The sequence below is a fragment of the Xanthomonas sp. WHRI 1810A genome (genome assembly GCF_040202885.1).
Classification (GTDB): Bacteria; Pseudomonadota; Gammaproteobacteria; order Pseudomonadales; family Pseudomonadaceae; genus Aquipseudomonas.
This window is the reverse complement of sequence record NZ_JBEGED010000006.1, coordinates 194,529-214,073: the sequence shown is the minus strand read 5'-3', so window position 1 is coordinate 214,073 and position 19,545 is coordinate 194,529. Positions and strand designations below refer to the sequence as shown.

The following is a 19,545-nucleotide window of genomic DNA, read 5'->3' as shown; positions in this document are numbered from 1 at the left end:
ACAAGGAACAACCGATGGCGACTTTTCTGGTTCTTCATGGACCCAATCTGAACCTGCTGGGCACCCGGGAACCGGGGATCTATGGCGCGATCACATTGGCCCAGATCAATCAGGACCTCGAGCAGCGCGCTCGCGACGCTGGCCACCATCTGATGTACCTGCAAAGCAACGCCGAGTACGAGTTGATCGATCGCATTCATGCTGCACGCGATGAAGGCGTGGATTTCATCCTGATCAACCCGGCGGCGTTTACGCACACCAGTGTTGCAATACGTGACGCGTTGCTGGGAGTGAGCATCCCATTCATCGAAGTGCACCTGTCCAACGTGCACAAGCGCGAACCTTTCCGCCATCACTCCTACTTTTCTGATGTTGCTGTAGGTGTGATCTGCGGCCTTGGCGCCAGCGGATACCGACTGGCCCTGGAGGCCGCCCTGGAACAATTGGCCATAAGTTCAAATGCGTGACTGGCGAAGCCTGAAGCCGAGCCTCACTGCCTGAACCGGCTGCCAAATACCCCTGACCGACCCCTGGGAGTTGATGATTGATGGATATTCGTAAAGTCAAAAAATTGATCGAGCTGCTGGAAGAATCCGGCATCGACGAATTGGAAATCCGTGAAGGCGAAGAGTCCGTAAGGATCAGCCGTCACAGCAAGACTCCAGCACAGCAGTATTACGCGCCAGCCCCGATGCCTGCGCCAGCCGCAGCACCGGTTGCCGCGCCCGCTGCAGCCGCAGCCCCGGAAGCGCCGTCGGCACCCAAGCTCAACGGCACCGTGGTCCGCTCGCCCATGGTCGGTACCTTCTACCGCACCCCGGCACCAACGTCCCCTGCGTTCGTCGAAGTGGGCCAGACCGTCAAGAAAGGCGACACGATCTGTATCGTCGAAGCCATGAAAATGATGAACCACATCGAAGCTGAAGTAAGCGGTGTGATCGAATCCATCCTGGTAGAAAACGGTCAGCCGGTTGAGTACGACCAGCCGCTGTTCACCATCGTTTGAACCGGGGAGAGCCTGCGATGTTGGAAAAAGTGCTGATCGCCAACCGCGGCGAAATTGCCTTGCGCATCTTGCGTGCCTGTAAAGAACTGGGCATCAAGACCGTCGCGGTACATTCAACGGCAGACCGTGAGCTGATGCACCTGGGCCTGGCAGACGAAACCGTCTGCATCGGACCTGCACCGGCCAACCTGTCTTATCTGAACATTCCGGCCATCATTTCGGCAGCGGAATTGACCGGCGCCACGGCTATTCACCCAGGCTATGGTTTCCTCGCGGAAAACGCCGATTTCGCGGAACAGGTCGAAAAATCCGGTTTTGCCTTCATCGGCCCGAAAGCAGACACCATTCGCCTGATGGGCGACAAGGTCTCTGCCAAGGACGCCATGAAGCGCGCCAACGTGCCGACCGTCCCAGGCTCGGACGGCCCGCTGCCGGAAGACGAAGAAACGGCACTGCGCATCGGCCGTGAAGTCGGCTACCCGGTGATCATCAAGGCCGCCGGTGGCGGTGGTGGTCGCGGCATGCGCGTGGTTCACAAGGAAGAAGACCTGATCGAAGCCGCCAAGCAGACCCGCGCCGAAGCGGCTGCCTGGTTCAGCAACCCGATGGTGTACCTGGAGAAATACCTGACCAACCCACGCCACGTGGAAGTCCAGGTCATTTCCGACGGTCAGGGTCAGGCGATACACCTGGGCGACCGTGACTGCTCACTGCAACGACGTCACCAGAAGGTGCTTGAAGAGGCGCCGGCACCGTTCATTGATGAAGACGCACGTACCGCCGTGTTCGCCGCCTGCGTCAAGGCGTGCGTTGACATCGGTTACCGCGGCGCTGGCACGTTCGAGTTTCTGTACGAGAACGGCGCGTTTTACTTCATCGAAATGAACACCCGTGTTCAGGTGGAGCATCCGGTGTCGGAAATGGTCACCGGTATCGATATCGTCAAGGAGATGCTCAGCATCGCCGCTGGCAACAAGCTGTCGTTTACCCAGGATGACGTGGTCATTCATGGTCACGCGCTGGAATGCCGGATCAACGCCGAAGACCCGAAAACGTTCATGCCGAGCCCAGGCAAGGTCAAGCATTTCCATGCACCGGGCGGCAACGGCGTTCGCGTCGATTCGCACCTGTACAGCGGTTATTCGGTTCCGCCGAACTACGACTCGCTGATCGGCAAGCTGATCACCTGGGGCAAGGATCGCGACGAAGCCATGGCACGCATGCGTAATGCCCTGGACGAAATCGTGGTCGACGGGATCAAGACCAACATCCCGCTGCACCGTGATCTGACCCGCGATGATGAGTTCTGCAAAGGCGGTGTCAACATCCACTACCTGGAACACAAGCTGGCCGAAGAGAAACACTGATTCGACAGTTGATGCGCCAGATCAACAAAGCCGCTTTCGAGCGGCTTTGTTGTGTGTGAGGTTTGTCGATCATGTAGGAGCGCGCTTGCCCGCGAAGAGGCCGATACGGCAGATACATCTTTGGGGTCATGCATTTTTCGCGGGCAAGCGCGCTCCTACAGGGCATGCAACCGCTTTGTTGTTTTTGGGGAAACCCGTAAACTTGCCGGTCTATCGTGGCTTCACGCCACCTGTCATTTTTTCGATTCGAAGGTAATCCGCCATGCCTTGGCTGCAAGTCCGTCTCGCCATCAGCCCAGAACAAGCCGAAACCTACGAAGACGCCTTTCTTGAAGTCGGCGCCGTGTCCGTGACCTTCATGGACGCTGAAGATCAGCCGATCTTCGAGCCTGAACTCAACACCACCCCACTCTGGTCACACACCCACCTGCTCGCGCTGTTCGAAGCGGACACCAACGCCGATCAAGTCCTGGCTCACCTGAAGTTGCTGACCGGTGCCGAACTGCCCGAACACATGCACGAAGTCATCGAAGACCAGGACTGGGAACGCAGCTGGATGGACAACTTCCAGCCGATGCGTTTCGGTCAGCGCCTGTGGATTGTGCCGAGCTGGCACGCAGCGCCGGAGCCGGACGCGGTCAACCTGTTGCTCGATCCGGGCCTCGCCTTTGGCACCGGCACTCACCCCACCACCGCCCTGTGCCTGGAATGGCTCGACGGCCAGGACCTCACCGACTGCAATGTGCTGGATTTCGGTTGCGGCTCGGGCATTCTCGCCATCGCCGCCCTGTTACTGGGCGCCAGACAGGCGGTCGGGACCGACATTGACGTGCAGGCGCTTGAGGCCTCACGGGACAACGCCGGTCGCAACAACATCGCACCCGAGCGCTTTCCGCTGTACCTTCCGCAAGACCTGCCGCCCGAACAAGCTGACGTATTGGTGGCTAACATCCTCGCGGGGCCACTGGTCTCACTGGCGCCGCAGCTGGCGACATTGGTCAAACCCGGTGGCCGTCTGGCGCTGTCCGGTATCCTCGCCGAGCAAGGCGAAGAGGTTGCCGCTGCTTATGCCGAGCGTTTCGACCTCGACCCGATCGCCAATCGTGATGGCTGGGTGCGCATCAGCGGTCGCCGTCGCTGACCGCACGCACCGCCGTCAACCACCTTAAGGCGCTCGCTTGAACCCCCGGATACCCGCATGACCGACAGCTTCGTCACTCAGTGCCCACATTGCCAGACCAGTTTCCGCGTCAGTCACGCCCAATTGAGCGTGGCCCGTGGAGCGGTGCGTTGCGGCGCCTGCCTGCAGGTCTTCAACGCCGCCAAGCAACTGTTGGCGCAACGCGCGGCGGGTAGCCAGGTCGCCACGCCTGAAGTCATTGAGCAAGCGCCACTGCCAGAGACGGCACCGACACCGGTTGCCGAACCGCACCTGCCGGCTGTTAAACCCCAGGCACGGCAGCTGGATCTGGACAACCTCGATCTGGACGATCTTGACGTCGAACTGGCACGCCTCGAACAGCGGGAAATCCAGTTGCCGCCGTCCTTCGGCCGGACCGGCACTACCCACGATGTGGAGCGGGTCGAATCCATGAGCGCCCGTCGCGGCGACGCCGACACCGCGCATGAGAGCTGGAACGAGGCCCTGACCAACGACGACGTGGACCAGCTCCCCGAGCTCCACGCCCAGGTCATCGACGAGCGCGACCCTACCGCGCTGCATGAAAGCCCGTTCGAGCCTGACGACGAACAGCACGCTACCCATGACAACCGCACGGAACCCTCCTTTTCCCGACACACCGACGACTTCGACGACGAGTTGCACACCCGCCCTGCTTTTGCGGACCGCGATGTCGACACTCGCCAGGCGCTGAACGATCGTGATGAAGCCGAATCGCCGACCCCGCGGAAAAATCGCAACCGTAACGAACCGGCGCTGCGCGATGAAGCCCTCCTGGACCTGATGGACGATCCGCTGCAACTGGATTGGCAAAAGCCCAGGCCGCGCTGGGGATTACGCTTGTTGTGGATGCTGCTGGTCCTGATCGCCGCGGGCGCGCTGGCTGGGCAATATGTCTATTACCACTTCGACGAGCTGGCCCGACAGGACAAGTACCGCCCGGTGTTTCAGGCGCTGTGCCCGCAAGTCGGGTGCAAGGTGCCGGCGAAGGTCGACATCAAGCTGCTCAAGAGCAGCAACCTCGTGGTACGCAACCACCCCGAGTTCCAGGGTGCGCTGGTGGTGGACGCGATCATTTACAACCGCGCCTCGTTTGCTCAACCGTTCCCGTTGCTGGAGTTGAAGTTCTCGGACGCCAGCGGTCAAGTCATTGCCAACCGTCGGTTCAAGCCGGCTGAATACTTGAGCGGTGAACTGGCGGGCAAGGACGAAATGCCCCCGCAGACCCCTATTCACATCGCACTGGACGTTCTCAATCCGAACACCAAAGCGGTGAACTACGGGTTGAGCTTCCTCTCGCCCGAGTGAAGCGGCCGCCCGTCCGGGTAGCATTTTGCGCACTGCAATGCAGCACGCCGTTGTCGGAAAGTCGACGGCAGTTTCATGACGATGCATGCCGCTGTCGACCTGTTCGCGACCAGATATCAACTGTTCAGATTTTATCCAATTCAGCCTTTATCCAGTCATCGAGAGCGGGTATCATGCCCACCCTTTTTCATACTCTGGGTCCCGGCTGAATCAGCTCTTGAAGCATTTTTCAGACCAGACCTCGTGATTCGGCCCCACAACAGGCACACCCTATGTCGGCGGTACGCATCGGTCCATATACATTGCAAAACGGCTTGATCCTTGCCCCGATGGCAGGCGTCACCGACCAGCCCTTTCGCCAGCTTTGCCGCCAACTCGGCGCCGGCCTGGTGGTTTCGGAAATGGTCACCAGTGACATGAGCCTGTGGAACAGTCGTAAATCGCGACTGCGCATGATTCACGAAGGCGATCCCGAGCCGCGCTCGGTACAGATCGCTGGTGGCGACCCGCAGATGCTTGCGAATGCGGCACGGGCAAACGTCGAGCTTGGCGCACAGATCATCGATATCAATATGGGTTGCCCGGCAAAGAAGGTCTGCAACAAGGCCGCCGGCTCCGCGCTGTTGAAAGACGAACAACTGGTGACCGAAATCCTGCAGGCCGTGGTGGGCGCAGTCGATGTACCGGTCACCTTGAAGATCCGGACCGGTTGGGACCGGGCCAACAAGAATGGCCTGACCGTCGCCAGAATTGCAGAACAAGCCGGTATCGCGGCCCTGGCGGTTCATGGCCGCACACGAGCCGACCTGTACACCGGTGAAGCCGAGTACGACACCATTGCTGCCATCAAGCATTCCGTGTCGATTCCGGTGTTCGCCAATGGCGACATCGATTCACCCGAAAAAGCCCGGTACGTGCTTCAGGCCACCGGCGCCGATGGGCTGTTGATTGGTCGGGCCGCTCAAGGGCGACCATGGATTTTCCGTGAGATAGAACACTACCTGCGCACCGGGGAAAAACTTCCTGCGCTGCAACTCAGTGAAGTGGAACGCATTCTGCTAGAGCATCTGGCTGCGCTTCATACGTTCTATGGCGATGTGCTGGGCGTGCGGATTGCGCGCAAGCATGTCGGCTGGTATCTCGCAACCTTGCCGGGCGCCAGGGAGTTTCGCGCCCAGTTCAATCGTTTGGACGATACCCAGGCACAGTGCGCCAACGTTCGGGAGTTCTTCCTTGAGCGAGAAAAAAGCCCGGATGCAGGGCACGAACAAGAGGTGGCCGCATGACGATGATGACTGAGACTTTAGTGAGTGGAACGACACCCGTGAGCGACAACGTAAATTTGAAACAGCACCTCAACACGCCGAGCGAAGAGGGTCAAACCCTGCGCGGCAGCGTTGAGAAGGCGCTGCACAATTATTTCGCTCACCTTGAAGGTGCCGACGTCACTGACGTCTACAACCTGGTGCTCTCGGAAGTCGAAGCCCCCTTGCTCGAGTGCGTGATGAACTACGTCAAGGGCAACCAGACCAAGGCCTCCGAGCTGCTCGGATTGAACCGCGGCACCTTGCGCAAGAAACTCAAGCAGTACGATCTGCTGTAAGCATTCACTACAGAAAAACGACCTCACTCCACTGCGGTCGTTTTTTTTGCCGATTCTTTTGATGGAAGTAGAGATGACCGACCAGACCACCCGCCTGCCGATCCGCCGCGCCCTGATCAGCGTTTCCGACAAGACCGGGATCCTTGAATTCGCCCGTGAACTTGAAGCCCTCGGCGTCGAGATCCTCTCCACCGGCGGCACGTTCAAGCTGCTCAAGGACAACGGCGTCGCGGCGGTTGAAGTTGCGGACTACACAGGCTTCGCCGAAATGATGGACGGGCGGGTCAAGACGCTGCACCCGAAAATCCACGGCGGCATCCTCGGCCGTCGCGGCATCGACGATGCGATCATGAGCGAGCACGGCATCAAGCCGATCGACCTAGTTGCCGTCAATCTCTACCCTTTCGAAGCGACCGTTTCCAAGCCCGGCTGCGACCTGCCGACCGCGATTGAAAACATTGATATCGGCGGCCCGACCATGGTCCGTTCCGCTGCAAAAAACCACAAAGACGTGGCCATCGTGGTCAACGCCGGCGATTACAGCCAGGTGCTTGAAAGCCTGAAAGCCGGCGGCCTGACCTACGCCCAGCGCTTTGACCTCATGCTCAAGGCGTTCGAGCACACCGCCGCCTACGACGGCATGATCGCCAACTACCTGGGCAGCATTGACCAGACCGCCGAGACCCTCTCCACCTCCGGCCGCAGCGCGTTCCCGCGCACGTTCAACAGCCAGTTCGTCAAGGCCCAGGAAATGCGCTACGGCGAGAACCCGCACCAGAGCGCGGCGTTCTACGTTGAAGCCCACCCGGCCGAGGTCGGCATTGCCACCGCCAGGCAGCTGCAAGGCAAGGAACTGTCGTTCAACAATGTGGCCGACACCGATGCTGCGCTCGAATGCGTGAAGAGCTTCGTCAAGCCGGCCTGCGTGATCGTCAAGCACGCCAACCCGTGCGGCGTGGCCGTTGCGCTGGATGCTGAAGGCGGCATTCGTCAGGCCTATGAACTGGCGTACGCCACGGACAGCGAATCGGCATTTGGCGGCATCATCGCCTTCAACCGCGAGCTGGATGCTGAAACCGCGAAAGCCATCGTCGAGCGTCAGTTCGTCGAAGTCATCATCGCGCCGAGCGTCAGCGCCGAAGCCCAGGCGGTAATCGCCACCAAAACCAACGTACGTCTGCTGACCACCGGCCAGTGGGCCGCCGAGCGTGGCGCCGCGTGGGACTACAAACGTGTCAACGGTGGCCTGCTGGTGCAGAGCCGTGACATCGGCATGATCTCCGCCGACGACCTGAAGATCGTGACCCAGCGCGCACCGAGCGAGCAGGAAGTCCACGACCTGATCTTCGCCTGGAAAGTGGCCAAATTCGTCAAATCCAACGCCATCGTCTACGCCCGCAATCGCCAGACCATCGGCGTCGGCGCAGGCCAGATGAGCCGCGTGAACTCGGCGCGCATCGCCGCGATCAAGGCAGAGTACGCAGGCTTGGCGGTACAGGGTGCCGTGATGGCATCGGACGCCTTCTTCCCGTTCCGTGATGGCATCGACAACGCGGCGAAAGTCGGCATCACCGCCGTGATCCAGCCGGGTGGCTCGATGCGCGATGCAGAAGTGATCGCTGCCGCCGACGAAGCCGGGATTGCCATGGTCTTCACCGGGATGCGCCATTTCCGGCATTGAGTACACGGTCCCCTGTAGGAGCGAGCTTGTTCGCGAGACGACATTCCTGTGTGCGCACGGCCAGCGCTTCGCCAACAAGTTGGCTCCTACAGAACAGGGTCGCTAACCAACCCTACACAGAATTAGCGTCATCGAGGTTTTTGAAATGAATGTTTTGATCATCGGCAGCGGCGGCCGCGAACACGCGCTGGCCTGGAAGGTTGCGCAGGACCCACGCGTGCAGAAGGTGTTCGTTGCGCCGGGTAACGCAGGTTCGGCCACGGAAGCGAAGTGCGAGAACGTCGACATTGACGTGCTGGCACTGGAGCAACTGGCTGATTTCGCCGAGAAGAACGTCTCGCTGACCATCGTCGGCCCGGAAGTGCCGCTGGTCGCGGGGGTGGTTGATCTGTTCCGCGCCCGTGGCCTGGACTGCTTTGGTCCTACTGCCGCGGCTGCGCAACTGGAAGGTTCGAAAGCCTTCACCAAGGATTTCCTCGCGCGTCACAAGATCCCGACCGCCGATTACCAGAACTTCACCGAGATCGAGCCGGCATTGGCGTACCTGCGCGAAAAAGGCGCACCGATCGTGATCAAGGCCGACGGCCTGGCAGCGGGCAAAGGCGTGATCGTCGCCATGACCCTGACCGAAGCCGAAGACGCCGTGCGTGACATGCTCGCCGGCAATGCCTTCGGTGATGCCGGGTCTCGCGTGGTCATCGAAGAATTCCTCGATGGCGAAGAAGCCAGCTTCATCGTCATGGTCGACGGCAAGAACGTACTGCCGATGGCCACCAGCCAGGATCACAAGCGCGTCGGCGACGGCGACAGCGGCCCGAACACCGGCGGCATGGGTGCTTATTCCCCGGCGCCGGTGGTGACCGCCGAAGTGCATCAGCGGGTCATGGACCTGGTCATATGGCCGACCGTCCGAGGCATGGCCGATGAAGGCAACATTTACACCGGCTTCCTCTATGCTGGTCTCATGATCGACAAGGCCGGCCATCCGAAGGTGATCGAGTTCAACTGCCGCTTCGGCGACCCGGAAACCCAACCGGTGATGCTGCGCCTGCAATCGAGCCTCGTGTTGCTGGTGGAAGCGGCGCTGGCGCAGGCACTGGATAAAATCGAAGCGCAGTGGGATCCGCGTCCAAGCTTGGGCATTGTCCTGGCAGCAGGCGGATACCCCGGCGACTACGCCAAAGGCGCGGTCATCGGCGGCCTGGACGCAGCGGCTGCCTTGCCGGGCAAAGTGTTTCACGCGGGTACCGCGCTCAAGGACGGTCAGGTCGTGACCTCTGGCGGTCGGGTGTTGTGCGCTACCGCATTAGGCGACAGCGTGGGCGATGCGCAAAAACAGGCGTACGCATTGGCTGCGAAGATTGACTGGACGGATTGTTTCTATCGTACCGACATTGGCTACCGCGCCATTGCCCGTGAAAACGGTGGAAGTCTGGAGTAAATCCTGCTCTGGCAGGCACTCAGCGGACAGTGCCTGCCAGGTCCTCCAGTGCCGCCATGAGTTAAATAGCTTCATTCACGAAGGGATTTCGCCGTGCACTGGCTCAGGATTGCCACAGGATTGATCGTCACATTGCTGACCTTGCTCTGCACGCCCCTGGCGTCGGCGCAGGTCAGCGCCGGCTGGTCGACGTTGATCGATGACCAGGCCAATCTGCAACTGAGCGATGTGCGCGCCCCCCATTACGAAACCCAATTCAGCCCGATCCAGCTCGATCAGATTCGCGCCGTCAATCGCGGGTCGGCGTTGTGGCTGCATTATCAACTGCCCCCCAGTGATCACGAGCAATTGCTGCGCATTTTCGCGCCGGACCTGGCGACCGTTGACATGTACGTGCTCGACGGCCAGCAGCTGATTGGTCACTCACGCACCGGAAACGAAGTGCCCAGAACGGCCCAACCCTTGCCGTCCGTTGATTTCCTGCTGCCGATACCGCAAAACGACCGCCCGGTCGACATCTTCCTGCGCCTGAAATCCGAGCGGGAATTGCGCCCCAACATCACCCTGCAACCGGCGATTGTTGCGGCCGCCGACGAGCGTCGACCGCTGCTGCTCGGCTTGTTCTTCGGCTTGCTGGCCATGTTGATCCTGCAGAACATCACCCGCTTTGTTCAGAACCGCTCACCCAGCAGCCTGTGGCTCGCGGCCTGCGAAGGCTTCCTTGGCTTGAGCGCCATGTTGCTGCTCAACCTCCAGGCGCCGTGGATCACACATTGGCACTTGGCGCAGACCCCGAGCGCCCATATCGCACTGTTGGCCGCAGCCGCAACCGGGCTGCTGTTCGCCCACGGTTTCTTCGTGCAACGCGGCGTCAAAACGCTTAACCGGCTGTTGATGACCGCACTGCTGATCGTAGGGTTCGGCGGGCTGCTGGTTCTGTTTGTCGACACCCTGCCGCTCAACGTGCTGACCTTCATGCTGGTGGCCGGCACGACGCTGACCATCACGCTGGTGTCTATTTATCACCTGCAGAAAGGCTATCGCCCGGCGCGGCCCTTTGTCATCGCGATGATTGCCTTCAACCTCGGCTGCCTGGTGGTGCTCCCCGCCTTGCTCTGGCTGACGACCATCCCGGCGCAAGCCTTGATCATCGGATTGCTCGCCATATTCTGCGTAAGCGGCCTGTTGATGAGCATCGCCATCAGCGAACGCCACCGCAGCATTACCGAGGACAATTTCAGCGTCAGCCGTGAGCTGGCGGCGAGCACGGCGGAGATCAACGCCAAGGCCGAATTCCTGGCAAAAATCAGCCACGAGATACGCACCCCCATGAACGGCGTGCTGGGCATGACCGAGCTGCTGCTGGGCACACCGCTGTCGGTCAAGCAACGCGACTATGTGCAAACCATCCACAGCGCCGGCAATGAACTGCTCACGCTGATCAACGAAATCCTGGACATCTCCAAGCTCGAATCCGGGCAGATCGAGCTGGACGATGTGCAGTTCGACCTCAACGCGATGATCGAAGACTGCCTGAGTATTTTCCGCGCCAAGGCCGAGCAACAGAACGTCGAGCTGATCAGCTTCATCCAGCCGCAAGTGCCCCGAGTGATCAGCGGCGATCCCACGCGCCTGCGTCAAACACTGCTGAGCCTGCTGGAAAACGCGCTGAAAAAGACCGACGAAGGCGAGATCCTGTTGGTGGTGGCGCTGGATTCCCGAGGCGGCAAACCGCGGCTGCGCATCGCCGTGCAGGACAGCGGCTCACCGCTGACGCCCAAAGAGCGCGACGCATTGCTGCAAGCAGAGCTGCACAGCAAGAACTTCCTGGCGGCGAGCAAAGTAGGTGGCCACCTTGGTCTGGTGATCGCCCGGCAGCTGATCCTGCTGATGAACGGCGAGTTCGGCATTCAAAGCGGCAGCAGTCAGGGCAGCACCTTGTGGTTGAGCCTGCCGTTGGACCCCGACCGCCTTGAACAACCGGTGGTGGATCTGGACGGCCCGCTCAAGGGCGCGCGGGTTTTGGTGGTCGATGATAACGACACCTGCCGCAAGGTCCTGGTCCAGCAGTGCAGCGCCTGGGGCCTGAATGTCAGCGCCGTGCCATCGGGCAAGGAAGCGCTGGCGTTGCTGCGCACCAAGGCCCACTTGCGCGATTATTTCGACATCGTGCTGCTCGACCAGAACATGCCCGGCATGACCGGCATGCAACTGGCGGCCAAGATCAAGGAAGACCCGAGCCTGAACAACGACATCCTGCTGATCATGTTGACCGGCATCAGCAACGCGCCAAGCAAGATCATCGCGCGCAATGCCGGGATCAAGCGCATCCTCGCCAAGCCGGTGGCCGGTTATACCCTCAAGACGACCCTCGCCGACGAACTCAATCAACGCAACAAAGGGCAGACGCCTTACCTTCCGACCACCCTCCCGAATGCCGAAATCAATGTGCCCAGTGATTTCCGCATTCTGGTGGCCGAGGACAACAGCATTTCCACCAAAGTGATTCGCGGGATGCTGGGCAAGCTCAATCTGCAGCCGGACACCGCCAGTAATGGCGAGGAAGCGCTGCGGGCGATGAAGGCGCAACGCTATGACCTGGTGCTGATGGATTGTGAAATGCCAATCCTCGATGGCTTCTCCGCGACCCAGCAGCTACGCGCCTGGGAGGTAGGGAATCAGCGGATTCGCACGCCCGTAGTGGCACTGACGGCGCACATCCTCACCGAGCACAAGGACCGCGCCCGGCAATCCGGCATGGACGGGCACATGTCCAAACCGGTCGAGCTGTCGCAGTTGCGCGAACTGGTGGCGCATTGGGTGGCGCAGCGCGCCATCAGTCAGGCGAACACCGACGCGGCTGAGCGGGATCGCTACCAAAAGATTTGACCGGTTGGCACCCCTATCCGCGTTTAGATCAAAAAGGAGTGAATCGCCTGGCGGCTGCTCTCGCCTATTTGACTGGCGTCCTTCTCGCGGTACTTCGCGTAAGTGTCCCGATCAAATCGATAGGCCCCCCCGGTAATCCGCAGGACCATCTCTCGGCGGGAATGGCTCCAGAAATCAAAATCACGTGTCTCCACCTCGCCGGCGATATGAACCCCACACACCAGCAGCGTGACGGTTTTGCCTGAACTCGCGAAGCAAGGCACCACCTGAAACCCGGCGGTGACGCTTTGCTGGCTGTCGCTTTCGAAAAACTGGTTTCCCAGGCGTTGAAACTCCGAAGCCTTCAGCGACGCCACGGCCTGTTGAGCGAGCAATAAAGACCCGGCCGCGTTGATGACGCCGAAGCTGATGTCTTCCAGTTCCGCTGCACTGTTGATCACGGCAGGCTGATGAATGATTGAACTGGATTTCATGCAACCGCGTTGCTCGAGGGCTTTGCCGTAGCGGTAGGCCCAATAGGCGAAATGTTCATCGCGGCTGACGTGCCCCGCCACCCGTTCAGCCCGTAACAGGCACGTGAAAATATCGTCCCGATCCTGCCGGCTGATCTCTGTCGATAACGACACCAGGCTGTTGCCGACAATCGCCCCGGTTGCGCTCATGGGTTCACCCCTTCTGGCTCGCCCTGCCCGAAAAGATGAGCGACCAGTGAACTGCGGCGGTCCTGAAGCTTTTCGTCGATAGTCCTGCGGTACAGCGAATAGACCATGTCCTGCAGCCGTAGCGCACGGAACGTCAGCTCGATATTGCCCAGCACGTCACTGGCGTCCATCGGGTCGAACAGAAATCCCGACGTAAGCGGCTGACGTCGCGTGAAGCTCAGGGAGACCAGATACAACGTCGCCGTCGGGGCGAGGAATCCCAATTGCAGGACAACCGGGGTCGCGTCGGGCGCGAGCGGCGACGGTGGTGAACGCACCACAGCAGGCTCGGTCACCATCGACTGAGCAACGGCCGATACCTGGCAGGCGAACAGGTCGAAACCGTGCTGGTCAGCATCGGCCGTGTAACACTCATGCGCCACAGTCCGGGCTTCGGCGAAGGCCGCTGCGGGCATGAAAAGTGGCAGCACCTGCGCCATCCACCCCCATACGGTCTCGGGAGTGCCACGTGGCGCAGGCTGATTGAAAGTTTCTACGGATTGCATCACCCAACCGAAGTGGGTCATGGCGTTGAGCTGGACCTCTTTCCACTGTTTTGTTGCGCTGAAACGGTCATGTTTTTTAGTGGCTGCCAGCTGGGTATACAACGTGGAGTCCAAGACATCTTTTTTCAATTGAGCTGCAACGCCTTGCGCGAAGAACAACATGCAGCCTGCATTAACAATGACATTACTCATTGGGCTCACTCTATTTCCGATCGATAAAAAAATGGAGGCGACAGGCGCCTCCATTCACTATCAGATATCAAACTCTTCAATCGCGGACTGGCCTTTAGTGCCCAACTTCCTCAGAACCAACTCACGGTTACGGGCATAAATACGTGTATTCAGAATCAGCTGATCTTCGCCGCGAAAGGTGGTGACCTCAGCGCTGTTATATTCCCAGAACAACACGTTGGTGACGTTGGATCTGGCGGTAAAGTTGACGGCGCCCAAGGCCACGATGACCGAGCCGTTGGCCGCTTCGGTGCAGGCGCCGATGCGGAAGCTCGCCCCGTTATGGGATCGGGTCTGACGGTCGAACAGGCGCAATGGCTTCTCCTTGGCTTTCAGCGCCTTGACCGCATCGCCTGCCACTTTGAGCATCGCCACCGAGGCGGGCCCCGGCATCGCGGCGCTGGCAATCACCGACCCGAGGATTTCCAGACCTGCCTGATCCATGGAAAAACGGGTGTTGGCGGCCTTGTACCTGCTGAAGCTCCAACTGCTGGAGAACCAGCCAACAATGGCCAGGACCTCGTTGAACTTGCCGTACCACAGCTGGCTTTGAGTTTCAGGGTTGAACGCCTTGTTTGCCACGAGCGAGGCAAGCAGGAAAGAATCCATGATGTCTTCCCGGTTCTGCGTGGTCACCGAATCGGTGAACGCCAGGAGACTGCCGCCTACTACCGCAGCTTTAGGCACAGGGGGGATGTCCGAAGGATCCAGCAGGACTTTGTTCATGGGAGCACTAGGGGCGCTCAAGAAATGGCTGCAGTCGGCCAGTTCGCAGTCAGCGATGTATTGATGGCGGGCATGTTCATTCAGGGTTGTCATGTTCACTTGAATTAATCCTTTAAAGTTTTGGCGTCCATCGTGGACAGAAACGAGGTTAGCGAACTTTCTGAAAAGTGGTAACAGTGGCGCAACCTTACAACTGGCAACATCCCGGCAACCGCACACTTTTTTAAGTTAAATCCGATTACATATTTATCGACGCGCACACTTCACGCCCCGTAAACACACGGGGCACGAACAGGGGAAAAGTGTTTCAGAGAAACGAACTACACACGCAGTCGTTGGACCAATCAGATTTCTTCGGCCAGCAGCGGGGAAAACCCTGAAGCATCGGCAGGATTCCCTGCCGAGCCCAGGCATTTTCCTACTGCCAATGGAAAGACTTCCACACGCGGGTCCTAGCTCGCAGGCTTTTCGCCGTACCAGCGTGGCGTGTAGACCCAGCGCCCGCCGTCAGCCCGGTCGAAGACGGCTGTCATCGAGGAGCCGATCAGCACCATGGTGCGCATGTCCACGTGTTCCGGGGCCAGCTCAGCCAGGGTGGTGATGCGCAGGGTCTGGCCCGGACGTCCGATGTCCCGCCCCAGCGTCACCACCGTTTCCGGGCCCCGATGCTGGCGGACGATCTCCAGCGCACGGCCCAGTTGCCAGGGACGCGACCGGGAAATGGGGTTGTAGAACGCCAACGCCAGGTCGGCCTGACAGGCCAGGTCCAGGCGCTTTTCGATGATGTCCCAGGGTTTGAGGTTGTCCGACAGCGACATCACGCAGAAGTCATGCCCCAAGGGTGCACCAGCCTGGGCCGCCGTCGCCAGCGAGGCCGAGACCCCGGGCAGGATTTCCAGGTCCACGGCGTGCCAGGCGGCATTGTCCGACTCGTGCAGCGCTTCCAGCACCGCCGACGCCATGGCGAACACGCCGGGGTCGCCCGACGACACCACCACCACCGAGCGACCTTGCGCTGCCAGCTCGAACGCATGCCGCGCGCGCTGCATTTCTTCACGGTTGTCAGTGCAATGCAGCACCTGATCCGCGCGAAACGGCCCGGCCATGCGCACATAGGTCTCATAGCCCAGCACGTCGGTGGCCCGCGCCAGCTCGTTTTTAACCGCTGGAATCATGAAATCGGTTGCGCCGGGGCCAAGGCCAATCACGGCAAGCCGCCCTCGCCCGCGCCCGATCTGCTGGACATCCAGCGGCGCTGGAGCCACGGCAACGGCGAAACCGCCAGCCGCAGTGATCGCTGCCGACGGCAACACGCTGTGCACCAGAGTGCCGAGGTTCGACGACAGCGCCGTGAACCGTAACGGTACGCCCAACTCAGCCGCCGCAGCGTGCAGCGCCGGGCTGGCCATCTCGGCCTCGCTGGCCAACAGGCACGCGAGCGATTGCACGGCGATGCGCGCCTCGTGCAACGCAGAACGCACAGCCTTGGCCAACTCGGGCACAGCGGCGCTGACCGCCACCAACACATTGCGCGGGTAGATCTGCAATTCATGGGGGGACGGCGCGCGTTCAGCGTAATCCACATGGATCGCCAGCTGCGCGTCATCGTCTTCGGGCAGTTGCGCCTGATCGAGCCAGGGCGCGGCGCCTTCTATACGCACGCTTTCGCCGGACAAAAGATCGGAGACAAAGCGCTTGCCCAGCTCCAGATCGCCCAGCGCATAGCCCGCGGGCGGATTGAGCAGGCAGGTGCCGAAACGTAACTCGCCGCTGGTGGTGATCGCTGAAACGACGTCCAGGGCGGCGGCAATCTCGCGGGCCATGACGTTGACCCCGCCCAGCCCGCCGAGCAAGGGCACCACCGCGCTGCCATCTTCAGCCACCGCGAGCACGGGCGGCTCGGCGCCCTTTTCCAGCAGCAGTGGCGCCAGGGTGCGAATGACAATGCCCGCCGCACACAAGGCAATGATCGGCGTGTCCTGCTGATAAAGCTGACGCAACAACGCACCGAATTCGCTGTAGCGGCGGTCGACCCCGTCGACGCGACCGGCCAGTCCATGAATCAACGCGTCGGGGTACAGCAACTGGATACGCCGAGCCGTCGCCAGCGCGCCCTTGCCCAGAATGACGATGGCCGGGGCCTTCAAGGTGGAAGCGCTCATCAGCCCTGCCACCTTTCGCCCGGCACAATGATCAGCGAGAAGTAAGGTGACGACATCGGATCAACCTCGGCCAGCGGCACGATCTTCTGATTGGCCATGGTGGCCCGCTCGACATACAGCGCCCGCTCGGCCAGACCGGTTTCCATCAGCACCTGACGCACTTTCGGCAGGTTACGCCCCAGCTTCATGATCACGGCCGCATCGGCGTCGATCAGCTTGCGTTTCAATTCTTCCGCCGACAGCACGCCCGACAGCACCGACAGGCTCTGATTGCGATACACCAGCGGCGCGCCCAGCACCGAAGCGCCGCCCAGCATCGAGCACACGCCCGGTATGACCTGAGCTTCGTAACGTTCGGCCAGACGATCGTGCAGGTACATGTAGGACCCATAGAACATCGGGTCGCCTTCACAGATCACCGCCACATCCCGTCCAACGTCCAGGTGTGCGGCCAGGTCTGCGCTGCAGGTGTCATAGAAGTCGCTGATCACTCGCTCGTAGGACATCGGCGCGGGCAGCGCCTCGGTGGTCACCGGGTAGATCAGCGGCATCAGCGTCTGCGCGTCCTGCAAATACCCTTCGATGATGCCGAAGGCATTGCCCTTCTTGCCCTTGGCCACGAAGTACGCCACCACCGGGGATTCGCGCAGCAAACGCAGGGCTTTGACGGTGATCAGTTCCGGATCACCGGGGCCAACGCCCAGACCGATCAAACGACCGCGAGGCTGCATCATTCGACCTCCGTGGCCAAGGCGTTGACCGCAGCCGCTGCCATGGCGCTGCCGCCACGACGGCCTTGCATGATCACGTACGGCACGCCCCGACTGTCAGCGGCGAGCATGTCCTTGGACTCGGCGGCACCCACGAAGCCCACCGGAAAACCCAGGATCAGCGCAGGCTTCGGCGCGCCGGCATCGAGCATTTCCAGCAGGTAAAACAGCGCGGTCGGCGCGTTGCCAATCACCACAACGCTGCCTTCCAGATGGGGGCGCCACAGCTCCAGAGCGGCGGCGGACCGGGTGTTGCCCAGTTCGCGCGCCAAGTCCGGGACAGTGCTGTCGCGCAACGTGCAGATCACCTGATTGTTGGCGGGCAACCGCGTGCGGGTCACGCCTTCGGAGACCATTCGCGCATCGCACAGAATCGGCGCACCGGCGGCCAGAGCATCGCGCCCGGCCTTGCCCGCGCCCGGCGAGAACCGCAGGCCCTCGATGGCATCGACCATGCCGCAGGCATGAATCACCCGCACCGCGAGCTTTTCCAGGTCGGCCGGGATCGTGTCGAGTCTGGCTTCGGCACGAATGATCGCGAAGGAGTTGCGATAAATCTCCTGGCCGTCGCGGATGTAATCAATCATCGGTGTTGCTCCGTGAGTTGGCGTTCAACCGCGCGCCAACTGCTTCAATAGTGAGGTCACGCCCACGCAACTCGCCGAAACCCGGCTCATCTGCGTGGCGAAAATAAAGGTCGTAGCGGCCGTCGGACACGGCGAGCAAGGTCACCGGGGCGACGTGGGCTGCCGCGCAGGAACGGCCGCAGCCGGACAAGTGAACCGAGTGGCCTGACTGCAGCAGGGCCGCCAGTGTCAGGGCGTCTGCCTTGGTGTCCGCCAGGCCTTTCACGCAGGCGGCAGAGCCGGTGCAGGCGATCATTTGTGCCAGCGGTTGATCGGCGTTGACGATCAAACCGGCCTCCTGCAGGCCGGCAAGCGCCTGTTCGGCATCAGCGAGCGCGACATTGCGCAGCATCAGGCTTTGCCATGGCGTCATCGTCAGCGTGCCATCGCCGTGTTGCTGCGCCACATGCGCGGCGTGGGACAGCATCGACGGTGTCAGTCGCCCTAAAGGCACTGCCGCGCCCACCGAAACCCACCCCTTTTCGGCCTGTGGATAAAGACCGAGGTGGCCATCGGCCTCAATCGGCTGCCGGTGCCAGGTGGTTATTTTTTGATCGCCCAACAGTGAGTCTTTAACGCGCTGGGGCAGACCTTGAAGAAACGCGGCGGTGGTCATGTCCGCCAGCAGGTGACGCATGCGGGTCTGCTCGGGACGCGCCACCGCCAGGAACCGCTCAAGCGCCGCGATCACCAGTTCATGTGCACGGTCCAGCGGCACCGCGCCCATCGGAGAATCATGGGCCGGGCACCCTGCCAGGCCGAACGCCAGCAGCGTCTGGCCCTCGACCTGCATCGCCGACAGCCACAGATCATGGGGATGTTCGAGCATCACCAGGCCTTCGCCGCCGTCCAGCGACAGCGCGAACTTGGGCGACAAGTCATGAAACCCCGGATGGTTTTCCAGCGAATCGAGGATTTGCCGGGCCAGCGGGCGGGCGTCCACCAGCTGCTGCGGATCGACGCCTGCAGTGGGGCTGAGCATCAGGTTGCGCACGTCGTCACTGGCCGGGTTGCTCGGACCCAAACCGGCATCGAGCAACGTGGCGATCAAGCCCACGTGGTCGGCGCCGATGCCACGAATCTGCAGGTTGCCCCGATTGGTCGCTTCGATCACGCCGCTGGCATAGCGTTCAGCCGCCTGCGCCACCGCCCTGGCCTGCGCTACGCTGATCACGCCGCCGGCCAGCTTGATCCGACAGATCCCGCCATCCAGCGCCGGGACGATACGCAGCAACCCCGGACAGGCCGAGGGGCGTAAGGGCGCGGACAGCGGGCGAGCGGGAAGCGGCTCGGACAATGGATCACCTGATGACGGTTGGGGGGACATGGGACGAAACACTTGTGCCAT

General features: G+C 61.1%; 17 protein-coding genes. 10 read left to right on the top strand and 7 right to left on the bottom strand.

Going from position 1 to position 19,545, the window contains the following annotated elements:
* The first annotated feature begins 14 nt into the window (after window positions 1-14).
* From aroQ to ABQX22_RS11500, 10 genes are all read left to right on the top strand, one after another.
* The gene (aroQ, locus tag ABQX22_RS11545) at window positions 15-467 is read left to right on the top strand and encodes a type II 3-dehydroquinate dehydratase (protein ID WP_349799542.1); all 453 of its coding nucleotides are present in this window, start codon (window positions 15-17) and stop codon (window positions 465-467) included.
* A gap of 80 nt (window positions 468-547) precedes the next feature.
* Window positions 548-1,006: an acetyl-CoA carboxylase biotin carboxyl carrier protein gene (gene accB / locus ABQX22_RS11540; RefSeq protein WP_349799540.1), complete on the top strand. Its 459-nt coding sequence runs from the start codon at window positions 548-550 to the stop codon at window positions 1,004-1,006.
* A gap of 17 nt (window positions 1,007-1,023) precedes the next feature.
* The gene (gene accC / locus ABQX22_RS11535; RefSeq protein ID WP_349799538.1) at window positions 1,024-2,373 is read left to right on the top strand and encodes an acetyl-CoA carboxylase biotin carboxylase subunit; all 1,350 of its coding nucleotides are present in this window, start codon (window positions 1,024-1,026) and stop codon (window positions 2,371-2,373) included.
* Between the two features lie 262 nt (window positions 2,374-2,635).
* Window positions 2,636-3,514: a 50S ribosomal protein L11 methyltransferase gene (gene prmA, locus ABQX22_RS11530; RefSeq protein ID WP_349799536.1), complete on the top strand. Its 879-nt coding sequence runs from the start codon at window positions 2,636-2,638 to the stop codon at window positions 3,512-3,514.
* A 57-nt stretch (window positions 3,515-3,571) separates the two neighbouring features.
* On the top strand, window positions 3,572-4,861 hold the full coding sequence (locus tag ABQX22_RS11525) for a DUF3426 domain-containing protein (protein WP_349799534.1): 1,290 nt from the start codon (window positions 3,572-3,574) through the stop codon (window positions 4,859-4,861).
* A 272-nt stretch (window positions 4,862-5,133) separates the two neighbouring features.
* Entirely contained in the window at window positions 5,134-6,147 is a 1,014-nt protein-coding gene (gene dusB / locus ABQX22_RS11520) for a tRNA dihydrouridine synthase DusB (RefSeq protein ID WP_349799532.1), read from the top strand.
* A complete protein-coding gene (gene fis / locus ABQX22_RS11515) occupies window positions 6,144-6,464 on the top strand; it encodes a DNA-binding transcriptional regulator Fis (protein WP_296188140.1) in 321 nt (106 codons plus the stop codon). The genes dusB and fis overlap by 4 nt, the downstream gene beginning before the upstream one ends.
* A 73-nt stretch (window positions 6,465-6,537) precedes the next feature.
* On the top strand, window positions 6,538-8,145 hold the full coding sequence (purH, locus tag ABQX22_RS11510) for a bifunctional phosphoribosylaminoimidazolecarboxamide formyltransferase/IMP cyclohydrolase (RefSeq protein WP_349799530.1): 1,608 nt from the start codon (window positions 6,538-6,540) through the stop codon (window positions 8,143-8,145).
* A 145-nt stretch (window positions 8,146-8,290) separates the two neighbouring features.
* Window positions 8,291-9,586: a phosphoribosylamine--glycine ligase gene (gene purD / locus ABQX22_RS11505; protein WP_349799528.1), complete on the top strand. Its 1,296-nt coding sequence runs from the start codon at window positions 8,291-8,293 to the stop codon at window positions 9,584-9,586.
* 93 nt (window positions 9,587-9,679) lie between these two features.
* Window positions 9,680-12,475 (top strand): hybrid sensor histidine kinase/response regulator, encoded by a 2,796-nt coding sequence (locus ABQX22_RS11500; protein WP_349799526.1) that lies wholly within the window; start codon window positions 9,680-9,682, stop codon window positions 12,473-12,475.
* A gap of 23 nt (window positions 12,476-12,498) precedes the next feature.
* On the opposite strand, the gene ABQX22_RS11495 is transcribed toward ABQX22_RS11500, so the two are convergent.
* The 7 genes from ABQX22_RS11495 to cobG form a co-directional block, all read right to left on the bottom strand.
* Complete coding sequence (locus ABQX22_RS11495; RefSeq protein ID WP_349799524.1) at window positions 12,499-13,137, bottom strand: hypothetical protein; 639 nt, start codon at window positions 13,135-13,137, stop codon at window positions 12,499-12,501.
* A complete protein-coding gene (locus ABQX22_RS11490; protein WP_349799522.1) occupies window positions 13,134-13,874 on the bottom strand; it encodes a hypothetical protein in 741 nt (246 codons plus the stop codon). The genes ABQX22_RS11495 and ABQX22_RS11490 overlap by 4 nt, the downstream gene beginning before the upstream one ends.
* 60 nt (window positions 13,875-13,934) lie before the next feature.
* The gene (locus tag ABQX22_RS11485) at window positions 13,935-14,738 is read right to left on the bottom strand and encodes a hypothetical protein (protein WP_349799520.1); all 804 of its coding nucleotides are present in this window, start codon (window positions 14,736-14,738) and stop codon (window positions 13,935-13,937) included.
* Window positions 14,739-15,091: 353 nt separating this feature from the next.
* A complete protein-coding gene (gene cobJ / locus ABQX22_RS11480; protein ID WP_349799518.1) occupies window positions 15,092-16,801 on the bottom strand; it encodes a precorrin-3B C(17)-methyltransferase in 1,710 nt (569 codons plus the stop codon).
* A complete protein-coding gene (locus ABQX22_RS11475; RefSeq protein WP_349799516.1) occupies window positions 16,801-17,535 on the bottom strand; it encodes a precorrin-2 C(20)-methyltransferase in 735 nt (244 codons plus the stop codon). The genes cobJ and ABQX22_RS11475 overlap by 1 nt, the downstream gene beginning before the upstream one ends.
* Window positions 17,532-18,158 carry a precorrin-8X methylmutase gene (locus tag ABQX22_RS11470; RefSeq protein WP_349799514.1) on the bottom strand — a complete coding sequence of 209 codons (627 nt, stop codon included), beginning with the start codon at window positions 18,156-18,158 and terminating at the stop codon, window positions 17,532-17,534. The genes ABQX22_RS11475 and ABQX22_RS11470 overlap by 4 nt, the downstream gene beginning before the upstream one ends.
* Window positions 18,151-19,494: a precorrin-3B synthase gene (gene cobG / locus ABQX22_RS11465; RefSeq protein WP_349799513.1), complete on the bottom strand. Its 1,344-nt coding sequence runs from the start codon at window positions 19,492-19,494 to the stop codon at window positions 18,151-18,153. The genes ABQX22_RS11470 and cobG overlap by 8 nt, the downstream gene beginning before the upstream one ends.
* Window positions 19,495-19,545: the final 51 nt, after the last annotated feature.

Excerpts from the sequence above, each read along its gene's own strand:
- aroQ (WP_349799542.1), top strand. The coding sequence starts at position 15 with ATGGCGACTTTTCTGGTTCTTCATGGACCCAATCTGAACCTGCTGGGC.
- accB (WP_349799540.1), top strand. The coding sequence starts at position 548 with ATGGATATTCGTAAAGTCAAAAAATTGATCGAGCTGCTGGAAGAATCC.
- accC (WP_349799538.1), top strand. The coding sequence starts at position 1,024 with ATGTTGGAAAAAGTGCTGATCGCCAACCGCGGCGAAATTGCCTTGCGC.
- prmA (WP_349799536.1), top strand. The coding sequence starts at position 2,636 with ATGCCTTGGCTGCAAGTCCGTCTCGCCATCAGCCCAGAACAAGCCGAA.
- ABQX22_RS11525 (WP_349799534.1), top strand. The coding sequence starts at position 3,572 with ATGACCGACAGCTTCGTCACTCAGTGCCCACATTGCCAGACCAGTTTC.
- dusB (WP_349799532.1), top strand. The coding sequence starts at position 5,134 with ATGTCGGCGGTACGCATCGGTCCATATACATTGCAAAACGGCTTGATC.
- fis (WP_296188140.1), top strand. The coding sequence starts at position 6,144 with ATGACGATGATGACTGAGACTTTAGTGAGTGGAACGACACCCGTGAGC.
- purH (WP_349799530.1), top strand. The coding sequence starts at position 6,538 with ATGACCGACCAGACCACCCGCCTGCCGATCCGCCGCGCCCTGATCAGC.
- purD (WP_349799528.1), top strand. The coding sequence starts at position 8,291 with ATGAATGTTTTGATCATCGGCAGCGGCGGCCGCGAACACGCGCTGGCC.
- ABQX22_RS11495 (WP_349799524.1), bottom strand. The coding sequence starts at position 13,137 with ATGAGCGCAACCGGGGCGATTGTCGGCAACAGCCTGGTGTCGTTATCG.
- ABQX22_RS11490 (WP_349799522.1), bottom strand. The coding sequence starts at position 13,874 with ATGAGTAATGTCATTGTTAATGCAGGCTGCATGTTGTTCTTCGCGCAA.
- cobJ (WP_349799518.1), bottom strand. The coding sequence starts at position 16,801 with ATGAGCGCTTCCACCTTGAAGGCCCCGGCCATCGTCATTCTGGGCAAG.
- ABQX22_RS11475 (WP_349799516.1), bottom strand. The coding sequence starts at position 17,535 with ATGATGCAGCCTCGCGGTCGTTTGATCGGTCTGGGCGTTGGCCCCGGT.
- ABQX22_RS11470 (WP_349799514.1), bottom strand. The coding sequence starts at position 18,158 with ATGATTGATTACATCCGCGACGGCCAGGAGATTTATCGCAACTCCTTC.